The sequence below is a fragment of the Mycobacterium sp. NPDC050441 genome, from assembly GCF_040655355.1.
GTDB lineage: Bacteria > Actinomycetota > Actinomycetes > Mycobacteriales > Mycobacteriaceae > Mycobacterium.
Map to the genome: position 1 here is coordinate 59943 of NZ_JBFAJS010000008.1, position 23988 is coordinate 83930.

The window sequence follows — 23988 nt, forward strand, 5'->3', positions numbered from 1 at the left end:
CTTCTCCTACTTGGCTTTCCAGACCGGCTGGCGCTTCTGCGCGAAGGCCATCGGCCCTTCCTTGGCGTCCTCGGTCTGCAACAGGGTGCTGAACTCGCGGTTGGTGCGCTTCCAGCCGTCCTTGTCGCCGGTGATGACGCCATCGTCGGCGCCGTAGGCGACCCGCTTGCTGGCTTGGACGGCCAGCGGCGCGTTGCCCGTGATCCGCTCGGCCAGTTTGAGTGCGGCGTCGACGACGGTGCCGTCGGGTACGACCTGGTTGATCAGGCCCCAGCGCAGCGCATCGGCCGACGACATCGGCTCACCGGTGAACAGCAGCTCGTTCGCCACCTTGCGGGGCAGCTGCTCGGCGATGCGGAACACGCCACCCGCACCGGCGATCAAGCCCCGCTTCACCTCGGGCAGACCGAACTTCGCGCCTTCCTCAGCGACGATCAGGTCACTGGCCAGGGCCAGCTCGGTGCCCCCACCCAAGGCAGTGCCGTTGACCGCGGCGATCGTCGGCTTGTCGATGAAATGGCTGACGTAGCCGGCGAATCCGTATTCGGGATGCTCGGGATGAAAGAGGTTCTCGCCCCTGGAGATCGCCTTGAGATCAGCACCGGCACAGAACGACTTGTCGCCCGAACCCGTGATGACCACGGCCCGGATCTCCGGATCGTTCTGGGCCAGCGCCAGCGCGTCGCCGACACCGACACTGACCGCCTGGTTCACCGCGTTGCGCGCCTCGGGCCGGTTGATGGTGATGAGCAGGACATTGCCGATGCGCTCGGTGAGAGCGCCGGGCTGGGTATCGGTGTCGGTGTCGGTCACAGGAGCTCCAGGATGGTCGCGTTGGCCTGGCCGCCACCCTCGCACATGGTCTGCAGGCCGTACTGAATGTTGTTGTCCCGCATGTGATACAGCAGGGTGGTCAGGATACGGGCGCCGGAGCCGCCGAGCGGGTGGCCCAGGGCGATCGCGCCGCCGTTGGGGTTGAGGCGGCTCTCGTCGGCGCCGATGTCCTTGAGCCAGGCCATCGGAACCGGGGCGAACGCCTCGTTGACCTCGAACGCGCCGATCTGGTCGACGGTCAGGCCGGACTTGGCCAGCGCCTTCTGGGTGGCCGGGATCGGCGCGGTCAGCATGATGACCGGGTCGGCACCGGCGAGTACCGCAGTGTGCACCTTGGCAAGCGGCTTGAGCCCCAGGTCTTTTGCCTTCTCGGCCGACATGACCAGCAACGCGGCCGACCCGTCGGAGATCTGGCTGGAGTTACCGGCGTGGATCACGCCGTCCTCCTTGAAGGCCGGCTTGATGGCGCCCATGGACTCGACCGTGCCGCCGCGGCGGATGCCGCCGTCCTCGAGTACTGTGCTCTTGTTGCCGTCGGCGTCCGTCACATTGATCCCGACAATCTGGTCCTTGAAGGCACCGGCATCCTGTGCGGCAGCGGCCTTCTCGTGCGACCGAAGCGAGAACTCGTCGAGCTGGGTGCGAGACAGGCCCCACTGCTCGGCGATCATCTCGGCACCGACGCCCTGGTTCGGGGTCTGGCCGTTGTAGCGCTCCCGGAACGCCTCCGGGTAGGGGTGCCCGCCGCTGGCCAGCGAGGAGCCCATGGGGGTGCGCGACATCGACTCGACGCCACCGGCGACGACGACGTCGTAGTGACCGGCCACCACACCGGCGACGGCGAAGTGCAGGGACTGCTGGCTGGAACCGCACTGGCGGTCGACGGTCACGCCGGGAACGGTCTCGGGCCACCCGGCGGTCAGCAGGGCGGTGCGGGCGATGTCGAGGGCCTGCTCACCGGCCTGCATGACGCAGCCCCAGATGACGTCGTCGACGAGGGCGGGGTCGATGCCGGTGCGCTGCACCAGACCGTTGAGCACCTGAGCCGACAGCTCCGACGGATGCACACCAGACAGGGCGCCGTTGCGCTTCCCGACAGGTGACCGGACGGCCTCGACGATGACGGCTTCAGCCATGACTTCTCCTTTGAAGGGTGGGGGCGCTACCCCGGTTGGACCCGATGGGGCACTCGAGGTGAAAATAACCCAGTAGGTTTACTAGGTCAACCTACTGGTTGGTAGGGCCTGACATGCCGTTTCCGCGGTGAACAGATGGTTTACTGAGTTGTACAGCTGACCATCCGGCCAGCATAAAGTTGTCTCACCTGGGAGTGTCTGGTGGCTCGAACCACACCGCTGGCGCCGATGATCGGCCCTGACGCGATCGCACCGCAGGCACCGGTCCGTTCCCCGAAGACGGCCGAGCTCGTCGCAGGCACATTACGGCGCATGGTCGTCGACGGCCAGCTCAAAGAGGGCGACTTCCTGCCCAACGAGGCCGAGCTCATGGAGCATTTCGGGGTCAGCAGGCCGACGCTGCGCGAGGCCGTGCGCGTGTTGGAATCCGAGCGTCTGGTCGAGGTCCGGCGCGGCTCACGCACCGGAGCGCGGGTCCGGGTTCCCGGACCCGAGATCGTCGCCCGCCCGGCCGGACTACTGCTCGAGCTCTCCGGCGCCGACATCGCCGACCTCCTGGTGGGGCGTGCGGCGATCGAGCCGATGGCCGCACGCTTGCTGGCCGAGAAGGGCGATCAGGCGGCGTTCGCGGAGCTGGAACAGATGCTCGACGAGCACATCCCGAAGGACCATCAGTCAGACCAACTGGCGGCGACCACCGGCGATTTTCACCGCCGGGTGGTCGAACTGTCGGGCAATGCCACGCTGGGCATCATCGCCGGCATGTTGCACGAGATCACCGTGCGCCACCACGCCTTCCTGTTCAAGGAGCGCCGGCCGGTGTCGAAGGCCGACTACGACAAGCTCATGCGGTCCTACCGCAAGCTGATCCAGATCATCCGTTCCGGTGACGGCGACGCCGCCGAGGCGCACTGGCGCAAGCACCTCGACACCGCGCGCATCCTCATGCTGCGGGACATCGAGAGCGTCAAGGTGCGCGACGTCATGCGCTAGTAGTTGTCCGCTCAGTCTGCGCTGGCCATCGAGTCTGCGGGCTGACCATCGAGCCTGCGTCCAGATCGCATTTCAAGGCAGAATTGCGATCTGTGCGCAGTCTCGAAGCACTGTGCGCAGTCTCGAGGTTCGGTACGCAGTTTCGAGAGCACGTCTAGTCCGGCCACACCGCAAGCCGCGCATCGGTATCCCGCCAGCCATCGGCGGTCTTCCATCGCATCGGCAGCAGCCGGTAACGCCAGCTGCCGGCTGGACCGCCCGGCCCCACATGATCAACCGTGATCGAAATCAGATCCGCGTCAAGCCTTTTGGCGTGAGTCTCCAGGTAGATGCCCGCCTCGTCGTCGAGCTCGGACATCAACTCCCCGAACAGCAGCCGTGGCCCCGGCGCGCGATGCAGCAGCACGCACTGTGACCGCTGCGGGCAATGGCCGGCCCGGACGGTGGCGTGACATTGCGTGTCGACACTGCCCAGGTCGCTCATCAGCCGCCCGGACTCGTCGACCCACACCGCGACCGGTTCAGGTGGCGGTGTCATCTCGCTGGACATGGACCGGCAGTTCGTCGTCCCAGGGCTGTCTGGTCACCATGTCGGCAACCTTGACGTATCCCCGCTCGAATTCTCCGGTGGCCGCGTCGACGAGCCGGTACTGCTGCGTCTGATGCTGAATCGGCTGAGCGTCGAGCATGACGATGCGCACCTCCCCCGGCTCGAAACGGCACCGCTTCTGCAGGGCCGCCACGAGTTGCTCGTTGCTCATGTGCCCATCGCCGAAGTTCCAGCCGATGGCCGTGGAGACGATGCGCTCCCCGTCGGTGAGCGTGTAGTCGTCCTCGTTGCACCCGGCCATCGCCCGGTGCGCCAGGGTGAACAGGGCCCGGCCGTGAGAGTTGAAGCCGCGGAACGCATATCCCATATACAGATACATCTGGGCGGTCTCTGGGCTGCCGTAGTACCGCTCCATCTGAGCGGCCGGCATGCTGGCGATCGCGACGATGTTCTTCTCGATCTTCTCCGCGGCCGAGGGCTTGACGCACCACAGCGAGGTGTCCCAGTTGCCCGCGTAGTACCGCATACCTGGCAGGAAGGAGATCTTGCGCGGGAACAGATTTCCCAACACCACGACCCCCGCCACAACCGCGAACAACACGATCGGCCACGGGCTGCCCAGGTCGCCAAGGCCCACCCCGGCGTGCCCGACGAACAGCGCCAGCACCGAGAACATCATGAAGACGTTCCATTCCAGCGGCACGCCCATCGGGATGGAGCTCAGGATGCCGAAGTGGAAGCACACCATGACGAATGCGGCGATCGCCGTCGGCCAGCCCCCGTGGGAGAAGAACAGCACCAACGGCACCAAACCCTCGATGGCGGTGGAGAAGTGCGCCAGGAACCGCGACGGCCGGCCCGGGCGGAGGTCATCCGGGAAGTGCTCGAAGAACTGCCGTTTGATCCAGCGCGGCCGAAACACCGGGTTATTGCTCATCATCGTCGAGATGACGAACGGGAAGTGCTTGTTGAGCTTGGATGTCGCCGCGCCCAGCCAGATCACCATGCACACCAGCTTGGCCGCGATGACGATGTCGGCGCCGCTGAGCAGGAAGCACATCGCCAGCGAGCCGTACACCTCGCCGCGGGCAGCCAGGAAGATCACCTTGTCGCGCACGCCGGCCAGGGCCAGCAGGCCGACGATCGCCGCGGTCTGCCACACCGGCAGCACGCCGATCTGACTACCGAGATCCGGGATGGGACCGGTGCCCTGCGAGAACAGAGCCACCACCAACACCAGCAGCAGCGCTCCGTACAGCACGATGTCGACGGCGGTGCGGCTGTCCCCCTTGGTCAGCGGCACCCGGTTCGGCCATGGTGGCAGCCGAATCGTCTTGGGACGCAACCAGTACAGGATCGACCCCATGGGCGGGAAGAACCGGTTGTTGAGTGGGCCGAAGCCGCAGCCGAGGCCGATGACCTCGAACAGCATCGTGTAGAACACGACCTTCTGATAGACGATCGGCTCGGCGTACCAGGAGGCGACGTTGGTGAACCCATCGATCCCGGTGGTGGTGAGCGCGATCAGCCAGGCTCCGAGGATGTACGCCAGGATCTTCACAACATAAAACAGGTGCAGCGCAACCGGAGTCCCGAAGCCGACCTCGGCCCAGTGCCGAGCCATCGGCTGGATCTTCTCCGCACGAGTGCCCTTGCTCCACTGTTCGAAGTCGATCTCGGGAGATTCCTGTTTGAGAAAGCCCATGCCGGACAGATTAGAACGTGTTCTAGTCCTGGGGTAGTCGTTCTGCCCAGTCGGCGGAATCGCAGCTAGGACTTGACCGGCGGACGGAAGAAGATCACCAGCTGTCCGATGCCACCAACCAGGCCGAGGCCGGCGGCGATCGCCATACCGCACCAGCCGTGCAGCAAGTGGTAGAAGCTGCAGTTGGAGAACAGCAGGTGATCGAGGCTGTAGCGACCGGCGCCGGTACCGGCGATTGCCACCGCGGCCACCGCGAGGATCAGGTTGTACTCCCAGCCCTCCTTGACGATGAAGAAGCCGTTGTGCCGGTGCACGGTCCAGGCCGCCACCAGCATCAGCGCCACGAACCCGGCCGCGGGCACCGGAGTCAGCAGGCCGAGCGCCAGGCCGAGACCGGCGGCGATCTCGGTGCCGGCCGCGACCCGGGCATGGAACATGCCCGGCTTCATGCCGATGCTGTCGAACCATCCCGCGGTGCCGGGGATTCGCCCGCCACCGAAGAACTTGTTGTAACCGTGGGCAGCCATGGTCAGGCCTAGCACCACACGCAGAATCAGGATCGCAGCATCAGCAGCCATGTAACAGAATGTAGGGCATCTGTTAAGCCGCCGCCCAGCCCCCATCCACACTGAGGATGACCCCGTGGATGTTTCCGGCGTCGTCACCGGCCAGGAAAGCCACTGCCGCCGCGACCTCGTCGGGGGTGCTCATGCGCCGGGACGGGATTCGTGCCAGCACCGGTGCGATTTCTTCGGCCACGTCGGCCGCACGCTCGGTGGCGATCGGCCCGGGAGCCACCGCGTTCACCCGCACCCCGAACGGGCCGTACTCGACCGCCCATGACTTGGTCAGCGAGTGCACCGCCGCCTTGCTCGACGAGTACAGCGCCGACCGGTCTCCGCCGATCAATCCGGTGATCGACCCGACGTTGACCACCGCGCCGTGGCCACGCTCGGCCATCGCCGGCACCAGGGCGCCGGTCAGCAGGAAGGGCGCGATGACGTTGGTCTGATACGACTCCAGCAGTGCCCGTTCGGAGACCTCGCCGGTGGGTTCCGGCAGCCCCCACACCCCGGCGTTGTTGACCAGGATGTCGATCTGACCGCCGGCAGTCTCGGCGGCCTGTTGCGCGAGGCGCTGCACCTCGCCTGCCCCGGCCCCGAGGTCGGCGGCGACGAACTCGGCCTGCCCTCCGGCAGCACGGATCTCGGCGACGACGGCATCACCGCGCTCCTTGTTGCGGCCGCTGACGATGACGAGGGCGCCCTGCCCGGCAAGGGCCTTGGCGATGGCGACGCCGAGGCCGCCGGTGGATCCCGTGACGAGTGCTGTGCGACCTTGCAGGCGCGTAGTGTTTGGACTCATGAGTCCAGGTATAGGCCGCTAGAAATGGACCTGCAAGTCCAGAAACTGACGGCCAAGGGTGAGGCCACCCGCCGCCGCATCATCGAGGGCGCCGCCGCGGTGATCCGCAGCCACGGCGTGGCCGCCACCACGCTCGACGATATCCGCGCCCAGACCCAGACCTCGAAGAGTCAGCTGTTCCACTACTTCCCCGACGGCAAGGACCAGCTGTTGCTTGCGGTCGCCGAACGTGAAGCGAAGATGGTCCTGGAGGATCAGCAGCCCTACCTCGGCGAGCTGACCTCATGGGCCGCCTGGCAGCGCTGGCGCGACGCCGTCGTCGAGCGCTACCGCCGCCAAGGCCAGAGCTGCCCGCTGAGCCTGCTGATGTCGGAGATCGGCCGTACCACCCCCGGCGCCCAGGCGGTCACCAAAGCCCTGCTGCGACAATGGCATGACGAAATCGCCGCTGGTATCCGGCACATGCAGTCGCAGGGGAAGATGGCCGCCGATCTGGACGCCGACCACGTGGGCGCCGCCCTGCTGGCCGGGATCCAGGGTGGTGTCAGCGTGATGTTGGCCTCCGGCGACCTCAGTTATCTGGAGTCCGCGCTGGATGTCGGCATCGCGATGCTGCGTCGCGGCTAACCCGGCAGGCCGTTCACAACGCAGCCTCGAGCCGGTCTAGGTATGCGTCGACATCCCCGATCGCCGACTCTGCCGCGAACACGCTGATCGAGATGCTGTCCCCCACGCCCGTCACGCAGTGGGTGAGCCCCACCATCGGCGACAACCCGGGATACGCCGCCGCCATCCGCACCGGCATACCGCCGAAACTGAAATCCGCGGCACCGCAATTCACACTGGACACCACGGTGTTCCCGGTGACCGTCGCCGACCGGGTATCGGGATTGAACTGGCTTATCCCCCACCGCAACAGCGGAGCCGGGGTGGCGGCGAACGCGCGTTCCGAGGCCCGCATCGCGGGGTGGGCGGCCCGCTCCCGCCGTGCCGCCAGCTCAGCGGCAATCGCGTCCCGCCGCTGTGTCACCGGTAGCGACGGATGCAGGCCCACGCCCACCGTGCCGAAATGGTTGTACGCCTGGCGTGGACCGGATTTCGCCATGGTCACTTCCGCACCGAGATCTGCCGGATCCGTCCCGAGCGCACGTAGCTGACCGGCCAGCGCCTCGGAGATCCCGGCCAGGGCACACACCGTCACGGTGGCACCCGAAAGCTGCGCACGGTCGCGGACAATCGTGCGCATGCTGCGTGCACCCGTCGGACGATCGTTGGTCCGGAGGAGCGGGCGCGGCGTCGCGGCCGGCGGCACCCGCCCGGCCTCGGTGTCGGCCACCAACTGCCGGTGTGCACGGGCCGCTTCGACGCTTCGCCACGGCAGCATCGCGGGATGTCCGTAGACCGGTGTCACCGGCGCGACCTCCCCAGGGCGGCCGAACATCACCGCCGCCGGACCGCAGGTGCGCCCACCGCCGCCGAGGGCATGCGTGATCTGCAGGACCGCAACGGTGCCGGTGCCGGCCACGCCGGGCATCCCCTCGACTCCGGGGAAGACATGCAGCCGCCACGGCGCCAGCTGAGCATCGAGTTGAGCATCCACCAGCTCACTCACGGCGGCCAGACAACCCAGCCAGGTCGGCTGGTCGAGATCGTGCACCACGAAACGGGATTCGTCGACCTGGACCGGCACCCAGGCGGGGTAGTGCAGCCGTGAGCTGTCATCGATCCGTTGCGAGAGGTCCGGACTGATGCGGGAATTGGCAACCAGCTCGCCGATCGCACCCGGCAGATCGGCGGGCACGCCGTCGAATCCGTACAGCAGAAAGGTGTCGTTGGGCATTCTGGACGACATCCAGAACATCTGCGCATCGACCGCAGTGAGTCGGTTAGCCGGCACGTCCGACGAAGTCCAGGATGCGGGCGGCGGTGACGTCCGGCTGATCGAGCTGCAGGAAGTGGCCGCCGGATTCGACGACATGGGCATCGCTGCCCGCGGGCAGCACCTCGCGCACCCACCGGATGTAATCCGGTGCGGCACAGCCATCATCGGTGCCGTGCAGGTACAGCGACGGCAATACCGGTGGCAGCAGCCAGTGCTTGTGCAGCTCGGCGTACTGGGGCGGCGGTTTGCTCATGCGGATCGTTGCCCGGTAGTAGCCCAGCGCGGCGCGCCACCGGTCCGGCGCACCGATCGCGGCGTCGACGTGGCGCAGGTCCTCGGCCGCGTCGTAACCCGGCGACCACGTCTTCCACAACCGTGGCACCACCCACGACGCGGAACGCTCAGGAAGCCAAGGTAATTGGAAGTACATCATGTACCAGCTGCGCAACGCCTGACGCGGTAACTGGGCCAACAGCTTGCCGGCATCAGGCACCCGACCCAACGGCTGGAACGATGCCAACGGCGGCACCGACATGATCACGGCCTTTGTGAACGGGTTGTCCGGCAGCGCCGCCACACCCGATGCCGCCATGGCACCCCAGTCGTGGCCGATGATCACATCGCGTCCGGTCGGTCCGACCGCCTGCAGCAGGCGTACGGCGTCGTCCATCAGTGCACCGACGTGATAGCTGCCATCGGTGGGAATCGACGAGGGCACGTAGCCGCGCATGAACGGCGCGACCACTTTCCAGCCGGCCTCCGCCAGAACCGGCGCCACCTTGCGCCAGCCGTAGGCGGTGTCAGGAAAACCGTGCAGGCACAACGCAACCGGGCCGTCATCGGGCCCCCACACCAGCGCCCGCAGTTGCACCGCGGGAGTGGCTACATCGATCCAGCGCGGCTCGGTCACAGCGGCACCGGCTCGTACTTGGACATCAGCCAGCGGTCACCGTCTTTGACCATCGTGGCCCGTGCCACCGACGGAGTCTTCTCCGGCATATGGTCTCCGACCTGGACGCTCTGGTTGACGAACATCACCACCTCGACGCTGTCCGGCTTCGCGGTGACCGTCCCGATCTGCAGCACGTCGGCGACGGCAGCGATCCGCTGAGCGTGCGCCGCTGGGATCACCTCGTTGATCATCGCGGTATAGGTACCGAGGAACTCCCCGGTCATCCGGTCCCGGGCCGCAGTGAGCTGCTGATCGACAGTTTCGGTCTCATACGACAACATCTCGACGGTGATCTCTTTGGCTGCCTGAACCGATTCGACTCGGGCCGTGTCGCTTTCGTGCTGGGACACGGTCAGCCACCGCAGTACCCCGGAGGCCACTGCCAACAGCAACGCGATGGCCGCCAGTACGACTGGCAGGCTGACCCGCGAGCGGTCGCGGGACGGCTTGGGTTCCGCGGGCTCGTCCACGCCTTCGGCTTCGTCCGCTTCCGCAGCGGGCTCGTCCGCTTCGTCCGCCTCGTCGTCGGCGGCGTCGGCGGCCTCGTCGGCGTCGTCGGCGACCGTTTCCTCGACTGCCGCCTCCTCGGGCGCCCTGTCCTCGACGGTGTCGGGCTCAGGGCTTACCTGTTCAGCGCTTGCCTGTTCAGTGCTTTCTTCAGTGTTCTCTGCAGGATCCGCTGCGGCCTTACGACGCCCCGACGGCGGCATTTTGTGCCGGCCGCTCACTGGATGAACTCCACGTTGGAAACCTTCGATTTGCCATCAATATCCTGCACCGTCAACACCATTCGCCACACCTGGGGAGCCTGCTCCGGTACGCCCGCATTCGTGGACCGAACGGTCACGGACATGAGCACGTCCGCCTTGTCATCCGAGAAAGACTCCAAACCCGATGCGGTAACAGTGCCCACCGACTTCGACTTGATCTGCTTGACCACGTCGAGGAACGACTTCGAACGTTTCTCGAAGTCGTCGTAGAACCGTCCGGTCGATGAGTCGAGGACTCGCTGGATGTCGTCTTCGGCATGCTCCCAGTCGATGCTGGTCAGATTCGTCGCACCCTGCCGCGCGGTTTCCACGAACATGTCACGCCGCTGCTGCTCCTGGTGGACCTGGTAGAAGCCGTAGCCCAGCCAACCGGTCAGCGCCGCCAGCGCGACGACGATCGCCACTCCGACAAGCCCCACCGACGGCGCACGCAGGAAGCCGCGCGGCGCCGCCGCAGCCGCCGCCTCGACTGGTTCTACAGCCTCGGGTTCAGTGACCTCGGGTTTCGGGGCCTCTGCCGGCTCTTCTTCAGCCTCGGATTTCAGGGCCTCGGCTTCAGGGGCGGACTGGCTCGACTCCTCGATCTCGGTCGGCTCGACCGGCTCGACGTCGGCGCTGTCGTCTGCCATTCATCTGCTCCTCGGTGGCACTGCACTGGCGCGTGTGTTGGCACGCGTGCGGTCCAACGTACGTGGCACCGGTCACATCGTCATCAGCGGTACCGGCAGTCCCGGATAGGCCGCGAAGGCGACTACCCCTACGTGGTGCCGGGCTCCCTGCGCGTGACGTGCGCCCCGACCGCACGCAGGGCAAAGTCCACCGCCGCGGCACACGCGCACTCCCAATCCCCGTCGGCACTGAGCCGGGACAACTCATGGCTGACCACGGCTCGGATGGCCGCGGCGTCCCGATCCGGCCTGGTCAGCGGAAACGACCCGTCGTCCCGGCCGCGGCGCAGGAGAGCCGCCAGCGAACGTTCGCGGTCGAGGCGCCACTGCTCTTGCACGGACTGGTAACCCTTGGCCGAGCGGACCTCCTCCAAATCCAGGACGACCGCGAGCCCGCGCAACCGCGCATCGTGTATCACGTCGAACGACACCCTGATCCAGTGCGCCAGCTGGTGCGCGGGGGCACCGTCGGTGTCGCCGGCGATCTGGTCGAGCCGGCCGCCCAGCGACTTGCCCGAACTCTCCTGCATGGCCAGGAACAACGCGTCCTTGGATTCGAAATGCCGGTAGAACGCCCGGGTGGACAGCCCGGCCCGGGCCAGCACCACAGCGATCGGCACCGCACCGGTGTGGGGCTCGGCCAGGCAGGTGAAGGCTGCCCTGATGATCGCGCGGCGCTCATCGATCGCCGCTTCACCCGCCCCATCGTCCGGCTCGGTACCTGGCTGCCTCTGCACGATTGACGATTCTAGGAACGGCGCGCTTGTGCGGGTCGCAGATGCGGCGAAAACCCGCCTGGGTAACGTGACTTCCGGGGCCTGGCGAGAGGAATGTCCGTGAGCACCGGGAAAACCGAGCACAGCGAATCACGCATCGTCACGTTCCGGGGCGTCGATGGCCTGAACCTGGTCGGCGACGAATGGAACCGGGACGCTGCATCCGCTGCTGACCGACCAACTGTCCTGCTGCTGCACGGCGGCGGGCAGAACCGGTACTCCTGGAAGAACACCGGCCAGATCCTGGCCGACGACGGCTTGCACGTGATCGCGCTCGACGCGCGTGGTCACGGCGACAGCGACCGCTCGCCCAGCGCGAACTATTCGGTGGAGGCGCTGAGCGCCGATGTGCAGCACGTGCTGTATCAAGTCGGCCGCCCGGTGGTGCTGATCGGGGCCAGTATGGGTGGGCTGACCAGCATCCTGGCCGCTCATGAGGCGGGCCCGGAGTTGGTCACCAAGCTTCTGCTGGTCGATGTGGTGCCCCGGTTCGAGAAGAGCGGGAGCGCGCGTATCCGCGACTTCATGTTCACCAACGTGGACGGCTTCGACTCCCTGGAGGAGGCGGCCGAGGCCGTCGCGGCCTACCTGCCCTACCGCACCAAGCCGCGCAGCCCGGAGGGCCTGAAGAAGAATCTGCGCCTGCGCGACGGGCGCTGGTACTGGCACTGGGATCCGGCCTTCCTCACCAAGCCCGAGGACGATCCGTTCGCCCGGGTCGACAAGCTGGAAACGGCCGCGATGAACCTGTCCATCCCGATCCTGCTGATCCGCGGCAAGCTCTCCGACGTGGTCAGCCCCGAGGGCGTGCAGGACTTTCTGGAGAAGGTGCCCGCCGCCGAGTTCGTCGAGTTGTCCGATGCGGGGCACACCGCGGCCGGGGATGACAACGACGCGTTCTCCGAGGTCGTCGTGGAGTTCGTCGGGCGGTGAGCGCCGACCGCGACACCGTCGGCTTCAACTTTCTGCGCGAACCGGAGCTGCCTGCACCTCAGGTCGGTGAATCCCCCGCCCTCGACATCCTGGAAACCCACTTCGGCCTGCGGGCGAGCGTGAAATCGCTCGGCAGCCAGCAGGATAAGAATTTCCTGGTCACCCACGGCGACACCGTCGCGGGCGTGCTGAAGATCGCCAATCCGGCGTTCAACGAGATCGAGCTGACCGCTCAGGAATTGGCCGCGGACCTGATCGCGGTCGCCGAACCGGATTTGCGGGTGGCCCAGTCGTTGCCCAATCAGCGCGACGAGAAGCTCACTGCGGTAACCGGTCTGGGCTTGAACCGGACTGACACAGCCTACGTGCGGTTGCTGCGACACCTGCCCGGCGGAACCCTCATCGAATCCGGCTACCTGCCACCGGCCACGGTCGCCGAACTGGGCGTGCTGGCCGGGCGGGTCAGCCGCGCATTGGCCGGTTTCCGTCACCCCGGCCTGGACCGTGTCCTGCAGTGGGATCTGCGCTACGGAGCCGAGGTGGTGGCCCGCCTGGTCTCCCACGTCGACGACGACGCCGCACGTTCCCGGCTGCAGGCCGCGGCCGATCAGGCGTGGGCACGGATCGAACCGCTGGCCGACACACTGCCCCGGCAGGCCGTGCACATGGACCTCACCGATGCCAATGTGGTGGTCTCCCATGACGTCGGCGGTGTCGCCCATCCCGACGGGATCATCGATCTCGGCGATCTGGCCGACAGTTGGGCCGTGGGCGAATTGGCCATCACGCTGTCCTCGGTGCTGCAACACCCTGGGGCCGACCCAAGGTCCGTGCTGCCCGGGATCCGGGCCTTCCACGCCATCCGGCCGTTGAGCGTCGCCGAGGCAGAAGCGTTGTGGCCGTTGCTGGTTCTGCGCACCACGGTGCTGATCGTCAGCGGCGCACATCAGGCCGGATTCGATCCGGACAACGACTACCTCACCGAGCAGGCCGACGGTGAGTGGCGGATGTTCGAGCGCGCCACCTCGGTGCCGATCGACGTGATGACGGCGCTGATCAAAGAGGACCTCGGTCTGGTGGGACCGCCCGCGCCCGTGCGGTTTTCGTCCCCGATGATCGCGGTACCGGAATCGGTGGTGACACTGGATCTGTGCGCGACGTCTGATGATCTGGACGACGCGTTCATTGCCGGCGGCTGGGTGAAGCCCGATGTCGAGGATGAATTGGCCAGGGCCGCAGTCGATCGCGGCGCTGCGCTGGTGGTGACACCATTCGGGCAACCGCGGATCTCCCAGGCTCCGGCACTGAGCCAGGAGGAGCCCCCCGTGGTCGCGACCGGGGTCGGCATGTGGCCGGCGTATCAGCTGGAGCTGACCGCGCCGTTCGAGGGTGAAGTGGTCGAACGGACCGCGGATTCGTTGACACTGCGGGGCGCCGAGTACGAGCTGACGCTCACCGGGATCACCCCGTCCGACGGCGGTTCGGGCGGTGTCCTTGGCACGGCCGAACCAGGACGTTGGACGCATGTGGCGCTTCGTCCCCTCGGCGCACCCCGTGCGCCTGCGCTGACCACACCCGGGCTGGCACCGGGTTGGCTGGCGTGCGTGCGGGATCCGCGCCCGCTGCTCGGGCTGACGCCGGTCGATGCAGAGCCGGCAGATGCCGACCTGATGGCGCGACGCGACCGGGCGTTCGCACCCGTGCAGGAGCACTATTACCGTCGGCCGCCGCGCATCGAACGGGGCTGGCGGCACTACCTGATGTCCACCAGCGGGCGCTGTTACCTGGACATGGTCAACAACGTCACGGTGCTGGGTCACGCGCATCCTCGGGTTGCGGCGGCCGCGGCCAGGCAGCTACGCAAGCTCAACACCAACTCACGGTTCAACTACGCCTCCGTCGTCGAGTTCAGTGAACGACTTGCCGGGCTACTACCCGATCCGTTGGACACGGTGTTTCTGGTCAACTCCGGGTCCGAGGCCAGCGACCTGGCCCTGCGGTTGGCGATCGCGGCAGCCGGCCGTCCCGATGTGGTGGCAATGCGCGAGGCTTATCACGGCTGGACGTACGGCACCGACGCAGTGTCGACCTCCACCGCCGACAACCCCAATGCGCTCACCACCCGGCCGGATTGGGTGCACACCGTCGAATCGCCCAACAGCTTCCGCGGGAAGTACCGCGGCAGCGAGGTGGGCCGCTACGCCGCCGATGCGGTGGCCCAGATCGAGGGGTTGATCGCGGGCGGGCGCGCCCCTGCTGCGTTCATCTGCGAAACGGTCTACGGCAATGCCGGCGGCATGGCCCTGCCTGACGGATACCTGCAGCAGATCTATGCCGCCGTGCGCGGGGCCGGTGGATTCGCCGTGGCCGACGAGGTACAGGTCGGATACGGCCGTCTGGGCGAGTGGTTTTGGGGCTTCGAGCAGCAGGGCATCGTCCCTGACATCGTGTCGATGGCGAAGTCGGTCGGCAACGGCTACCCGCTGGGTGCGGTGGTGACGAGCCGCGAAATCGCCGAGGCGTTCCGCAGCCAGGGCTACTTCTTCTCCTCCACCGGCGGTAGTCCGTTGTCGTGCGCGATCGGTATGACGGTGCTCGATGTGCTGGATGACGAAGGGCTGCAAGCCAACGCGGCCCGCGTGGGCGCACATCTGAAGTCGCGGCTGGAGGAACTGGCTACGCGACATCCGATCATCGGTACCGTCCACGGCGTCGGCCTGTATCTGGGTGTCGAGATGATCCGTGACCCGCGGACCCTGGAGCCGGCCACCGAGGAGACGGCCCTGATCTGCGATCGGATGCTCGAACTCGGGGTGATCATCCAGCCGACCGGCGACCACCAGAACATCCTGAAAACCAAGCCGCCGTTGTGCATCGACGTCGAAGCAGCCGATTTCTACGCCGACGCCCTGGACCGGGTGCTTACCGAAGGCTGGTGAGCACCGCCGCGCGCATTATCGCGTCGGTTCAGCCTGCTCCGCCTCGGCCAGCCGCTGGTGGAGGCGCTCCCGGATGTCCTGCGGGGTGTAGGCGTTGCGGCGACGCTGATCCCGCGCCACCATGACGCCACCTGCGACGACGCCGGCGACACCGGCCAGTCCGATCCACTTCCAGATGCTGCGCATGCTCTAAGTGTGCATAAGCTTCGCTTGTGAAAGCGAACACGGTGTCTTTGACCAAGGCGCTGGAGGAGACCCGCACCGGTGACATCTGGCTGTTCCGCGGCGGCTCCGGGCCCGACCGGGCCATCCAGACCCTGACCAACAGCCCGGTCAACCATGTCGGGATGACCGTGGCGATCGACGACCTGCCACCGCTGATCTGGCACGCCGAGCTCGGCGACAAGCTGCTCGACATGTGGACCGGCACCAACCACCGCGGCGTGCAACTCAACGACGCCCGCCAGGTCGTCGAACGGTGGGCGGAGAGCTACGGGCAGCGTTGTTGGTTGCGTCAGCTCACCCCGTTTGCCTCGCGCGAACAGGAAGACAAACTTCTCAAGGTGATCGCCCGGATGAATGGCACGGCCTTTCCGACCACGGCCCGGTTGACCGGGCGCTGGCTGCGCGGACGGGTGCCCGTCATCAGCGATTTCACCCGAGGAATCCCCCTGGTACACAAGAAGGTTCGCGAGTCAGCCGAACGCAAGAAGGCACGCACCCGCCAGGTCGGGCTGGAGACCGCCTACTGCGCCGAAACCGTGGCCATCACCTACGAGGAGATGGGCCTGCTGACCACGGAGAAGCACTACAACTGGTTCGATCCCGGCTCGTTCTGGAGCGGTGACGAGTTGCCGATGGCCGCCAGCTACGGGTTGGGTGACGAGATCTCCGTGCTCATCGACTGAGACCTGATCAGGCGGAGGCGCCCAGAACGTCCTTGACCAACTCGACATCCAGTGTCGGGATCTGCACGCTGAATGACCCAGCGGCGCAGGCGAGATCGAATGCGGTGAACTTCGGCCCAATGGCCTTTCCGCCTGATCCTGCCAGCGTCACCGGCGGGTTCAGGATGACGACGTTCTTGTCCCGGCCTCGCCAGCGCACGGGCTCGCCGCCGGTGAGAACGAGCATTCCCAGCTTGGGCCGGGATGCCGAATCACCCTGGGGACGAAGGAAACAACTGACTTCCAACGTCACCCCGGACTGAAAGTCGGCGAGGTCGGCGGTCCGGTTCGGCCGCTTGCCGCCGAACCAGATCTTCAAGACGTCGGTGAATGTCTGTGTTCCAGCCGCCCGACGAGTATTCGAGGCCACGAGCGCAGAGTGTAGCGAGGTCGAGGCCCCACCGCCCGGCGTCAGGCCATCCCGCGGGCGGCCCAGGCGGTGGCGGTAACCGTAAAGGGGCCACCCCCCAGATGTTCGCGGGCCACTGATTCGAGATGCGCACGACCGTCAGCGTCGAGGCCGTGAACATAGTCACCGGCTGGGCCGACACCGAATGTGTACGGCTCCCACCACTCCTCGAAGGTGGGGTGCACAACGTCGACAGCGATCGGACGCTCTTCCACATCACCCAAGCCGGCCGCTTCGAATATCTCGGTCAGGTGTCCCCGATGCGCCCCGGAAAGTCGCGCTTCATCCTCAGCCTCGGGATCGATCAGGTGAACGGCATTCCAGAACGGCGCCAGCGCTCCGGTCGGTCCGTCCCACACACATGCCGCGACGACACCGCCACTGCGGGTCACCCGTGCCATCTGCCTGATGCCGGCAACCGGATCCGCCATGAAGTGCACGACCAGTTGCGCCAGAGCACCGTCGAAAGCATCAGTGTCATAAGGCAATTCCTCGGCGGCGCCCACCCGCACATCGACACCGGGGAAGCGTGCGTGGATCGCATCGATGAACGGTGGCGACGGATCGATCGCTGCGACCTCGGCTCCCACCGCCAGCAACTGCGCCGTCAGCGCACCGGGCCCACATCCCACGTCGAGCACTTTGCCACCGGCGCCCACCCCGGAAAACGCCGCAAAGACCTCCGCGAGAGGCTCGGCGTACCGACCCATGAATCGCGTATAGGCGTCCGGCGGGACGAGAAAACCCACCAAGGAATGCTACGTCGCGGGTCTCGTCACGTCCCCGTTCACGCCAGATCCTCGAAGCTGTCCTCTCCAGGACGCCACACCATCCACGCGCCATCGGTGAATCCCGTGAGCATCGCAATCTCGACGTAGACCTCATCCAACTTCGGATGGATCACGAGTGTGCCCGTGTCGAGTTCGATGCGAATTCCGATACCCGTCTGCTCGACAGTCGAGGTCACGGCGCCGGGAGTCAACTTGCGCAGGCTATCTGCGTATCCGAGATCGGACTCGTGCCATACGCGGCCGGAGCTTTCGACCACCGGCCAGACATAGCAGGCGAGAACAGCCGGTTCTCCCCCACCGGCCGCCCCGTCGAACATCAGGTGCAGGTACTCGTTGAGGACCATCTCGACCGAATACAGTCGCGCTCCGACGAGCCGGGACAGCAATTCGTTCGGGATGTACATGATCTCGCTGCGCACCTCACGACTCGGCCTCCACGTTCTCGACCTACACATTGAAGCGGAAATCCAACGAATCACGTCACCCGTCAACGTCATGCACTCGATGACGTTCCGACAACCATCCCGGATCGAATGGGCAACCTATACCCCGAACTTGGCGCGAGCTACCTCGGTGACCGGAGTGAACAGGTTGATGAGGTTTCCGTCGGGGTCCCTGAACAACAGCGCCCGGTTTCCCCATGGCATCGTCGTCGGCTCGGTGACCACCGCTGAGACGTGCTCACGAAGCCGCTCGTACTCGGCGTCCACGTCATCCACGATGAACTCGAGAATCGCCGTGCGGTTGGCCGCCGGCTCCGCGGACCCCGTTCCAAATAACGGCACGGTTTTGTCGCTCCCGATGGCCAGCGTGCCGACCGGTGTCGGAATCTCGGCGAAGAGTTCATTACCCCAGACGGCAGTCACGCCGGTCACCATCTCGTAGAAGGCGACAAGACGCTTCACGTCGGCGGTGATGATGCGGGTCGAAACGAATTGCATGCCGCGCACGCTAGACCCGGGCACCGACAACCCACCGCCGTGACCGGTTACTCGATCGCGGCGCGGACGATCTCGGCAACACGCTGCTCGGTGACGTCGTCCAGGCCGTCGAAGTACCACGCCGCAGGAATCAACAGTCCCTGCTTGCCTCCGGCGGGCTTGAGGGTGGCCTTCTCGCTCACCCCTAGACTCATCAGCTCGTCGTTCCGGAAGAATACGAGGACGGGACTGCTCCCAGACTTGGCGTAGCCCGGCATGCCGTACCAAATGCGCGGCTTGAGTTCGGGCGCAGCAGCGACAATCACGTCGTGCATGCGCCGCATCACGCCCCGCGCAGGCTCATCCATTCCCGCGATCTTGTCGAGGACCTGCTTGAGATTCTTGTCGTCCTTCGCAGCCACTGTCATGTCCTTTCGTCTGCCGGTATCGGTCAACCGGCACAATGGAATTGGTGCGCCAGAAGGCGCAGCACCCCATTCGGACATGTCCTGATCAGCTCAGGCCTCTCCGCAATGATTCAGGTGATCGTTCACCTGGAAGCGCAGAATGCGGCAGTCGTCGCCACACCACGCACGCTAACACGCGGGCCACAGGCTCACGCGGAGCTCCTTGCATTCCGCCACCGATGACCGTCACGACAGTTTGTAACCTGTCGAGATGGGCGGCGCATTGGACGACGGGCCTTACTTTCACGGCACCAAGGCTGAACTGCGGGAGGGAGATCTCCTCACCGCCGGGTTCCGTTCCAACTATCGGCCCGAAATCGTGATGAACCACATCTACTTCACCGCGTTGCGCGACGGCGCAGGACTTGCCGCCGAACTCGCCGCCGGCGACGGGATCCCGCGGGTCTATGCCGTGGAACCGACCGGGGAGTTCGAGAACGACCCCAACGTCACCGACAAGAAGTTCCCGGGCAATCCCACCCGGTCCTATCGCAGCACGGAGCCGCTCCGCGTCGTCGGTGAGGTCACCGACTGGACGCGCTTGACACCCGAAGCTCTCCAGATGTGGCGAGACCGGCTGGCCGCAATCCATGCGGACGACCGCGGCGAAATCATCAACTAGGGCTCACGTTGAAGCGGCGCGCCCGATAGCGTCTTGCCCATGGCCGACGACGATGTACGGACCGCACTTGAAGCGCATTGGGCGTCATCCGACGTGAACGATTTCGGCGCAGAACATCGGATCTATCGGGCCGACGCGGTTCTCGAATACCCCCAGTCGGGTGAGCGGATCCGTGGCCGCGACGGCATTCAGGCGTCGCGCGAAGCTCAGCCGAACGCCAAACGCTTCACCGTTCGCCGCATCCTCGGCAGCGGCGATCTGTGGATCAGCGAACTCGTCCTGACCTACGACGGACAACCGTCCCATGTGGTGAGCATCATGGAATTCGTGGACGGCGAAGTAGCCCGCGAGACACAATATTTCGGTGATCCGTTCAGCCCCGGGCCATCCCGCGCCGAGTGGGTCGAACTCACGGACTGACCGGGTGAGCGCCACATTTCGTGGCCGATCACCGTCAGCCATCGCTGCCAGTCAAACCGCGGGATCCCATCCCCGTCGGTGCGGTGGAAGGATCTGCTGGAGTGTCCCAAAGTCCCGGGCGGAGAGAAACGATGGCCAACCGCTGGTCTGGAGTGACGATCGATTGCGCCGATCCCGTTCGGATGTCGGCCTTCTGGGCCGCGCTGCTCGGTATCCCAGCTTCAAGCGAGCATGGGGATGATCCGAACTGGGCGACCGTGGGCTCACGCGCAGGACAGTTTCCCCGCCTTACCTTCCAGCGCGTACCTGAACCGAAGGCCGGAAAGGTACGCATTCACCTGGATGTAGAGGTCGAAGACATCGACATCGGACGTCAGCAGGTCGAGGAACTAGGCGGACGCTTCTCGGGCTCTCGGCATCAATACGACGAGGGCGTCGTATTGAACATGCTCGATGCTGAGGGCAATGAGTTCTGCCTCGTCCAGCACTTCGACAGCCCCGCTCCTAAACGTTGAAGCGGAACTCCACCACGTCTCCGTCGGCCATCACGTATTCCTTGCCTTCCATCCGGACCTTGCCCGCGGCCTTGGCGGCGGCCATCGAACCGGCTTCGACGAGATCGTCGAACGAGACCACCTCGGCCTTGATGAAGCCCTTCTCGAAGTCGGTGTGGATCACGCCGGCCGCCTTGGGAGCGGTGTCGCCCTGGTGGATGGTCCAGGCGCGCGATTCCTTCGGCCCGGCCGTCAGATAGGTCTGTAGTCGCAGGGTGTGGAACCCGGCTCGCGCCAACGCATCCAGGCCACGCTCGGTCTGTCCGATCGACTCCAGCAGTTCGTTGGCCGACTCGTCGTCGAGCTCGATCAGCTCTGATTCGATCTTGGCGTCCAGGAACACCGCGTCCGCCGGGGCCACCAGCTCCCGCAGCTCGGCCTGCTTGGCCTCGTCGGTCAGTACCGATTCGTCGGCGTTGAAGACGTACAGGAACGGCTTGGTGGTCATCAGGTTGAGCTCACGCAGCACCGACCAGTCCTTGCCGGTCGAGAAGAGCGTCTTTCCGTCGTCGAACACCGTCTGGGCGGCGACCGCGGCATCCAGGACCGGCTTGCGCTCCTTGTTGTTGCGGGCTTCCTTCTCCAGCCGTGGCACGGCCTTCTCCAGCGTCTGCATGTCGGCCAGGATCAGCTCGGTCTCGATCACCTCGATGTCCGAGCGCGGGTCCACCCGTCCGTCGACGTGGATCACGTCATCGTCGGCGAACACGCGCACCACCTGACAGATGGCGTCGCATTCACGGATGTTGGCGAGGAACTTGTTGCCGAGGCCGGCGCCTTCGGACGCGCCTTTGACGATCCCGGCGATGTCGACGAACGTCACCGGGGCCGGCACGGTCTTCTCCGAGCCGAAGATCTCGGCGAGCTTGTCCAGCCGGGGATCGGGCAACGGCACCACGCCCTCATTGGGCTCGATGGTCGCAAACGGGTAGTTGGCCGCCAACACGTCGTTACGCGTCAGGGCATTGAACAGAGTCGACTTTCCGACGTTCGGCAAACCGACGATTCCCAGGTTCAGGCTCACAGAGAAGAGAGTCTAGGCCCGTGTGACCGGCACGCCAGCGCGAGCTGGCAGCACGGGGCCAGACAGAGCCGGTACGGTCAACGTGTGTCAGGACAGCGCGCACAGTCGGCAGTGCCGGCTGACCACCGCTCTGTACACCCGCGATTCGCCGGTGTGCCGTGGTGGGGAGCTGTCCTTTTGGCGATCACGGCTACCGCGATCGGCTTTGCTTTCGACGCCGGTTCGGGTGATCGAGAGCTCAGTTCGGTGTTCGCGATCTGCTATTCCCTCGGTTGCATCCTGGCTGTTCTGGCCGTTCAGCAGGCCGGGCTGTTCACCGCGGTGATCCAGCCCCCGCTGATCCTGTTCGTCGCGGTACCCGGGTCCTATTTCCTGTTCCACGGGGGCGAGCTGCAGGGCGTCAAAGACCTTGCCATCAACTGCGGATATCCCCTGATCGAACGCTTCCCGCTGATGCTGTTCCTCTCTGCCACGGTGCTGCTGATCGGCCTGGGCCGCTGGTACATCGGCCTGACAACGCGCGCGGGAGAGGCAGACGACGCGTCCGGGACGGCCGCCGAGGCCAAAACGGCCACGGCGACGCCCGTCGCCGGAATTGTGTCATCTGTCACAACGAAACTTTCCGGGCTGGTGCTCCGCAAACCCGCTACGGCGTCGATGCGCCGCGACCGGACGGCCGAGCACGATCCCGCCGCGGAAGCCCCGCCGCGCCGCCGTCCCTCCGAACGGCCGCCACGGCGACGTCCGGCCGGCGCAGAACCCGGCACAGGCGCAGCAGCGGCGGCCGGAGCAGGCGCCGGGCGGCCCAGGGGCGAGCGCAGGCCGACCAAACGCACCGCACCGCCTCGACCCCGCCCCAGCCGTGCGGCCACCGGCGAACTCGGCAGCGAACTCGACGGCGCGATTCCCGAGCGGCCACGGCGGCCCAGGCCCCCGCGCTCTGCCGAGCCCGGGGCCGGCGAGCCGCGCCGGCGGGTGCGCACCCAGCCGCGTGAGCCGCGCAAGCAACCACCGCCCGAGCGACGTGAGGCCGGCGCGTTCGAAACCCCACATGAGCGCCCGCAGCGGCAGCGCCGCCGATTCGACGACTATCAGCCGTTCGAGGAATCATTCGATCCGCCCACCGGTTCGGGCCGCTCGACGCACCATCCGGTGTCGCGGGTGCGGTACCGCGGTTCCGACGACGAGGACCACCGGGTGGAGCACCGGACGCGGCCTCGCTCATCAAAAGGCGCAGCGGCCCGGGGACGGCACTCCAAGGAGTACGACGACTAAGCCGGGTCACAGCCCGGCCCGGTCAACGCGGGGTCAGGCGCGCGGCGGACGGATCTCACGCGGCAGCGCGAACACCAACGTCTCGTTGGCGGTGGTCACTGGCTGCACAGTCCCGTAGCCGTATTCGGCGAGCCGCTCGAGGACACCACGCACCAGCACCTCGGGCACCGACGCGCCGGAGGTGACGCCCACCGTGGTGACGCCCTCCAGCCAGGCCGGGTCGATGTCTTCGGCGTAGTCGACCAAATGGGCGGCGTCGGATCCTGCGCCGAGAGCCACCTCGACCAGCCGAACCGAGTTGGATGAGTTCTTCGAGCCGACCACGATCACCAGCTCGCATTCGGGCGCCATCGCCTTGACCGCAACCTGGCGGTTCTGGGTGGCGTAGCAGATGTCGTCGCTCGGCGGATCCTGCAGCGTCGGGAACTTCTCGCGCAGCCGGCGCACCGTCTCCATGGTCTCGTCGACGCTCAGCGTGGTCTGCGACAGCCAGATGACCTTGTTCGGGTCACGCACCGTGACCTTGTCCACCGCGTCCGGATTGTCGACGACCTGCACGTGGTCGGGCGCCTCGCCCGCAGTGCCGACGACCTCTTCATGCCCGGTATGGCCGACGAGCAGGATGTCGTAGTCGTCGCGAGCGAAGCGCTTGGCCTCGTTGTGCACCTTCGTCACCAGCGGGCAGGTGGCGTCGATGGTCCGTAGATTCCGGGCGGCGGCCTCTTCGTGGACCGTAGGCGCGACGCCGTGGGCTGAGAACACCACGATGGCGCCTTCGGGCACCTCATCGGTCTGCTCGACAAACACCGCGCCGGCCTTGGCCAGGGTGTCGACGACATAACGGTTGTGCACGATCTCGTGGCGTACGTAGACCGGGGCGCCGTGCTTCTCCAGAGCGCGCTCGACGGTCTCGACGGCGCGGTCGACGCCTGCGCAGTATCCGCGCGGTTCGGCCAGCAGGACTCGCTTGCCGGAGGGTTGCGAACCGCCGCGTGACCTCACCGAGCTCGTGGCACCCGGGATACCCATGTTGATTGTCGGCGGCATGTCTCCAGG

Annotated in this window: 28 protein-coding genes; 9 read left to right on the forward strand and 19 right to left on the reverse strand. The window is 66.2% G+C overall.

Features of this window, described 5'->3' with window-relative positions:
• Positions 1 to 6: 6 nt before the first annotated feature.
• Both AB0I14_RS23450 and AB0I14_RS23455 read right to left on the reverse strand, forming a co-directional pair.
• The gene (locus tag AB0I14_RS23450; RefSeq protein ID WP_358026582.1) at positions 7 to 813 is read right to left on the reverse strand and encodes an enoyl-CoA hydratase-related protein; all 807 of its coding nucleotides are present in this window, start codon (positions 811 to 813) and stop codon (positions 7 to 9) included.
• Complete coding sequence (locus AB0I14_RS23455) at positions 810 to 1970, reverse strand: thiolase family protein (RefSeq protein WP_358026585.1); 1161 nt, start codon at positions 1968 to 1970, stop codon at positions 810 to 812. The genes AB0I14_RS23450 and AB0I14_RS23455 overlap by 4 nt, the downstream gene beginning before the upstream one ends.
• 201 nt (positions 1971 to 2171) lie before the next feature.
• Between AB0I14_RS23455 and AB0I14_RS23460 the strand changes: the two genes are divergently transcribed.
• The gene (locus AB0I14_RS23460) at positions 2172 to 2963 is read left to right on the forward strand and encodes a FadR/GntR family transcriptional regulator (protein ID WP_358026587.1); all 792 of its coding nucleotides are present in this window, start codon (positions 2172 to 2174) and stop codon (positions 2961 to 2963) included.
• Positions 2964 to 3117: 154 nt separating this feature from the next.
• On the opposite strand, the gene AB0I14_RS23465 is transcribed toward AB0I14_RS23460, so the two are convergent.
• The 4 genes from AB0I14_RS23465 to AB0I14_RS23480 all read right to left on the reverse strand — a co-directional run bounded on the left by AB0I14_RS23465 (position 3118) and on the right by AB0I14_RS23480 (position 6583).
• Positions 3118 to 3513 carry a hypothetical protein gene (locus AB0I14_RS23465; RefSeq protein WP_358026589.1) on the reverse strand — a complete coding sequence of 132 codons (396 nt, stop codon included), beginning with the start codon at positions 3511 to 3513 and terminating at the stop codon, positions 3118 to 3120.
• Positions 3485 to 5218, reverse strand: coding sequence for a DUF3556 domain-containing protein (locus AB0I14_RS23470; protein WP_358026592.1), 1734 nt, complete (start codon positions 5216 to 5218; stop codon positions 3485 to 3487). The genes AB0I14_RS23465 and AB0I14_RS23470 overlap by 29 nt, the downstream gene beginning before the upstream one ends.
• Positions 5219 to 5283: 65 nt before the next feature.
• Positions 5284 to 5796: a DoxX family protein gene (locus AB0I14_RS23475; RefSeq protein WP_358026595.1), complete on the reverse strand. Its 513-nt coding sequence runs from the start codon at positions 5794 to 5796 to the stop codon at positions 5284 to 5286.
• A 22-nt stretch (positions 5797 to 5818) separates the two neighbouring features.
• Positions 5819 to 6583 (reverse strand): glucose 1-dehydrogenase, encoded by a 765-nt coding sequence (locus AB0I14_RS23480; RefSeq protein ID WP_358026598.1) that lies wholly within the window; start codon positions 6581 to 6583, stop codon positions 5819 to 5821.
• A 24-nt stretch (positions 6584 to 6607) separates the two neighbouring features.
• Between AB0I14_RS23480 and AB0I14_RS23485 the strand changes: the two genes are divergently transcribed.
• Positions 6608 to 7210, forward strand: coding sequence for a TetR/AcrR family transcriptional regulator (locus tag AB0I14_RS23485; RefSeq protein ID WP_358026601.1), 603 nt, complete (start codon positions 6608 to 6610; stop codon positions 7208 to 7210).
• 13 nt (positions 7211 to 7223) lie between these two features.
• Here AB0I14_RS23485 and AB0I14_RS23490 read toward each other — a convergent pair whose 3' ends face one another.
• The 5 genes from AB0I14_RS23490 to AB0I14_RS23510 all read right to left on the reverse strand — a co-directional run bounded on the left by AB0I14_RS23490 (position 7224) and on the right by AB0I14_RS23510 (position 11592).
• Complete coding sequence (locus AB0I14_RS23490; protein ID WP_358026604.1) at positions 7224 to 8435, reverse strand: WS/DGAT domain-containing protein; 1212 nt, start codon at positions 8433 to 8435, stop codon at positions 7224 to 7226.
• Between the two features lie 34 nt (positions 8436 to 8469).
• Positions 8470 to 9375, reverse strand: coding sequence for an alpha/beta fold hydrolase (locus tag AB0I14_RS23495; protein ID WP_358026607.1), 906 nt, complete (start codon positions 9373 to 9375; stop codon positions 8470 to 8472).
• Positions 9372 to 10145: a hypothetical protein gene (locus AB0I14_RS23500; protein WP_358026609.1), complete on the reverse strand. Its 774-nt coding sequence runs from the start codon at positions 10143 to 10145 to the stop codon at positions 9372 to 9374. Before AB0I14_RS23500 ends, AB0I14_RS23495 begins: the two co-directional genes overlap by 4 nt.
• The gene (locus AB0I14_RS23505) at positions 10142 to 10816 is read right to left on the reverse strand and encodes an Mce protein (protein WP_358026612.1); all 675 of its coding nucleotides are present in this window, start codon (positions 10814 to 10816) and stop codon (positions 10142 to 10144) included. The genes AB0I14_RS23500 and AB0I14_RS23505 overlap by 4 nt, the downstream gene beginning before the upstream one ends.
• A 128-nt stretch (positions 10817 to 10944) precedes the next feature.
• Positions 10945 to 11592, reverse strand: a complete 648-nt coding sequence (locus AB0I14_RS23510; RefSeq protein WP_358026615.1) for a TetR/AcrR family transcriptional regulator — start codon at positions 11590 to 11592, stop codon at positions 10945 to 10947.
• A gap of 93 nt (positions 11593 to 11685) precedes the next feature.
• On the opposite strand from AB0I14_RS23510, the gene AB0I14_RS23515 reads away from it, so the two are divergent.
• Both AB0I14_RS23515 and AB0I14_RS23520 read left to right on the forward strand, forming a co-directional pair.
• Positions 11686 to 12564 (forward strand): alpha/beta hydrolase, encoded by an 879-nt coding sequence (locus AB0I14_RS23515; RefSeq protein ID WP_358026618.1) that lies wholly within the window; start codon positions 11686 to 11688, stop codon positions 12562 to 12564.
• Entirely contained in the window at positions 12561 to 15503 is a 2943-nt protein-coding gene (locus AB0I14_RS23520; RefSeq protein WP_358026621.1) for an aminotransferase, read from the forward strand. Before AB0I14_RS23515 ends, AB0I14_RS23520 begins: the two co-directional genes overlap by 4 nt.
• Before the next feature lie 15 nt (positions 15504 to 15518).
• Here AB0I14_RS23520 and AB0I14_RS23525 read toward each other — a convergent pair whose 3' ends face one another.
• Positions 15519 to 15689 (reverse strand): hypothetical protein, encoded by a 171-nt coding sequence (locus AB0I14_RS23525; protein ID WP_358026624.1) that lies wholly within the window; start codon positions 15687 to 15689, stop codon positions 15519 to 15521.
• A gap of 26 nt (positions 15690 to 15715) precedes the next feature.
• On the opposite strand from AB0I14_RS23525, the gene AB0I14_RS23530 reads away from it, so the two are divergent.
• A complete protein-coding gene (locus AB0I14_RS23530; protein ID WP_358026627.1) occupies positions 15716 to 16411 on the forward strand; it encodes a guanylate cyclase in 696 nt (231 codons plus the stop codon).
• Between the two features lie 7 nt (positions 16412 to 16418).
• On the opposite strand, the gene AB0I14_RS23535 is transcribed toward AB0I14_RS23530, so the two are convergent.
• The 5 genes from AB0I14_RS23535 to AB0I14_RS23555 form a co-directional block, all read right to left on the reverse strand.
• Complete coding sequence (locus AB0I14_RS23535; protein WP_358026629.1) at positions 16419 to 16820, reverse strand: hypothetical protein; 402 nt, start codon at positions 16818 to 16820, stop codon at positions 16419 to 16421.
• Positions 16821 to 16861: 41 nt separating this feature from the next.
• Positions 16862 to 17608, reverse strand: a complete 747-nt coding sequence (locus AB0I14_RS23540; RefSeq protein WP_358026632.1) for a class I SAM-dependent methyltransferase — start codon at positions 17606 to 17608, stop codon at positions 16862 to 16864.
• 38 nt (positions 17609 to 17646) lie between these two features.
• Positions 17647 to 18069, reverse strand: a complete 423-nt coding sequence (locus AB0I14_RS23545) for a hypothetical protein (protein WP_358026635.1) — start codon at positions 18067 to 18069, stop codon at positions 17647 to 17649.
• Between the two features lie 123 nt (positions 18070 to 18192).
• Positions 18193 to 18591 (reverse strand): VOC family protein, encoded by a 399-nt coding sequence (locus AB0I14_RS23550; RefSeq protein WP_358026637.1) that lies wholly within the window; start codon positions 18589 to 18591, stop codon positions 18193 to 18195.
• Positions 18592 to 18638: 47 nt separating this feature from the next.
• Positions 18639 to 18998: a DUF1801 domain-containing protein gene (locus AB0I14_RS23555; RefSeq protein WP_358027285.1), complete on the reverse strand. Its 360-nt coding sequence runs from the start codon at positions 18996 to 18998 to the stop codon at positions 18639 to 18641.
• A gap of 250 nt (positions 18999 to 19248) precedes the next feature.
• On the opposite strand from AB0I14_RS23555, the gene arr reads away from it, so the two are divergent.
• The 3 genes from arr (at position 19249) to AB0I14_RS23570 (ending at position 20594) form a co-directional block, all read left to right on the forward strand.
• Positions 19249 to 19659, forward strand: coding sequence for an NAD(+)--rifampin ADP-ribosyltransferase (arr, locus tag AB0I14_RS23560; RefSeq protein WP_358026640.1), 411 nt, complete (start codon positions 19249 to 19251; stop codon positions 19657 to 19659).
• Positions 19660 to 19698: 39 nt separating this feature from the next.
• Positions 19699 to 20079: a nuclear transport factor 2 family protein gene (locus AB0I14_RS23565; protein WP_358026643.1), complete on the forward strand. Its 381-nt coding sequence runs from the start codon at positions 19699 to 19701 to the stop codon at positions 20077 to 20079.
• 131 nt (positions 20080 to 20210) lie between these two features.
• Positions 20211 to 20594, forward strand: coding sequence for a VOC family protein (locus AB0I14_RS23570; RefSeq protein WP_358026646.1), 384 nt, complete (start codon positions 20211 to 20213; stop codon positions 20592 to 20594).
• On the opposite strand, the gene ychF is transcribed toward AB0I14_RS23570, so the two are convergent.
• Positions 20584 to 21657, reverse strand: coding sequence for a redox-regulated ATPase YchF (ychF, locus tag AB0I14_RS23575; protein ID WP_358026649.1), 1074 nt, complete (start codon positions 21655 to 21657; stop codon positions 20584 to 20586). The genes AB0I14_RS23570 and ychF overlap by 11 nt on opposite strands.
• A gap of 84 nt (positions 21658 to 21741) precedes the next feature.
• Here ychF and AB0I14_RS23580 point away from each other — a divergent pair, with 84 nt between their 5' ends.
• The gene (locus AB0I14_RS23580; protein ID WP_358026652.1) at positions 21742 to 22932 is read left to right on the forward strand and encodes a DUF6542 domain-containing protein; all 1191 of its coding nucleotides are present in this window, start codon (positions 21742 to 21744) and stop codon (positions 22930 to 22932) included.
• Positions 22933 to 22965: 33 nt separating this feature from the next.
• Here the strand turns inward: AB0I14_RS23580 and AB0I14_RS23585 are convergent, their stop codons facing one another.
• On the reverse strand, positions 22966 to 23979 hold the full coding sequence (locus tag AB0I14_RS23585; RefSeq protein WP_358026655.1) for a 4-hydroxy-3-methylbut-2-enyl diphosphate reductase: 1014 nt from the start codon (positions 23977 to 23979) through the stop codon (positions 22966 to 22968).
• Positions 23980 to 23988 lie beyond the last annotated feature (9 nt).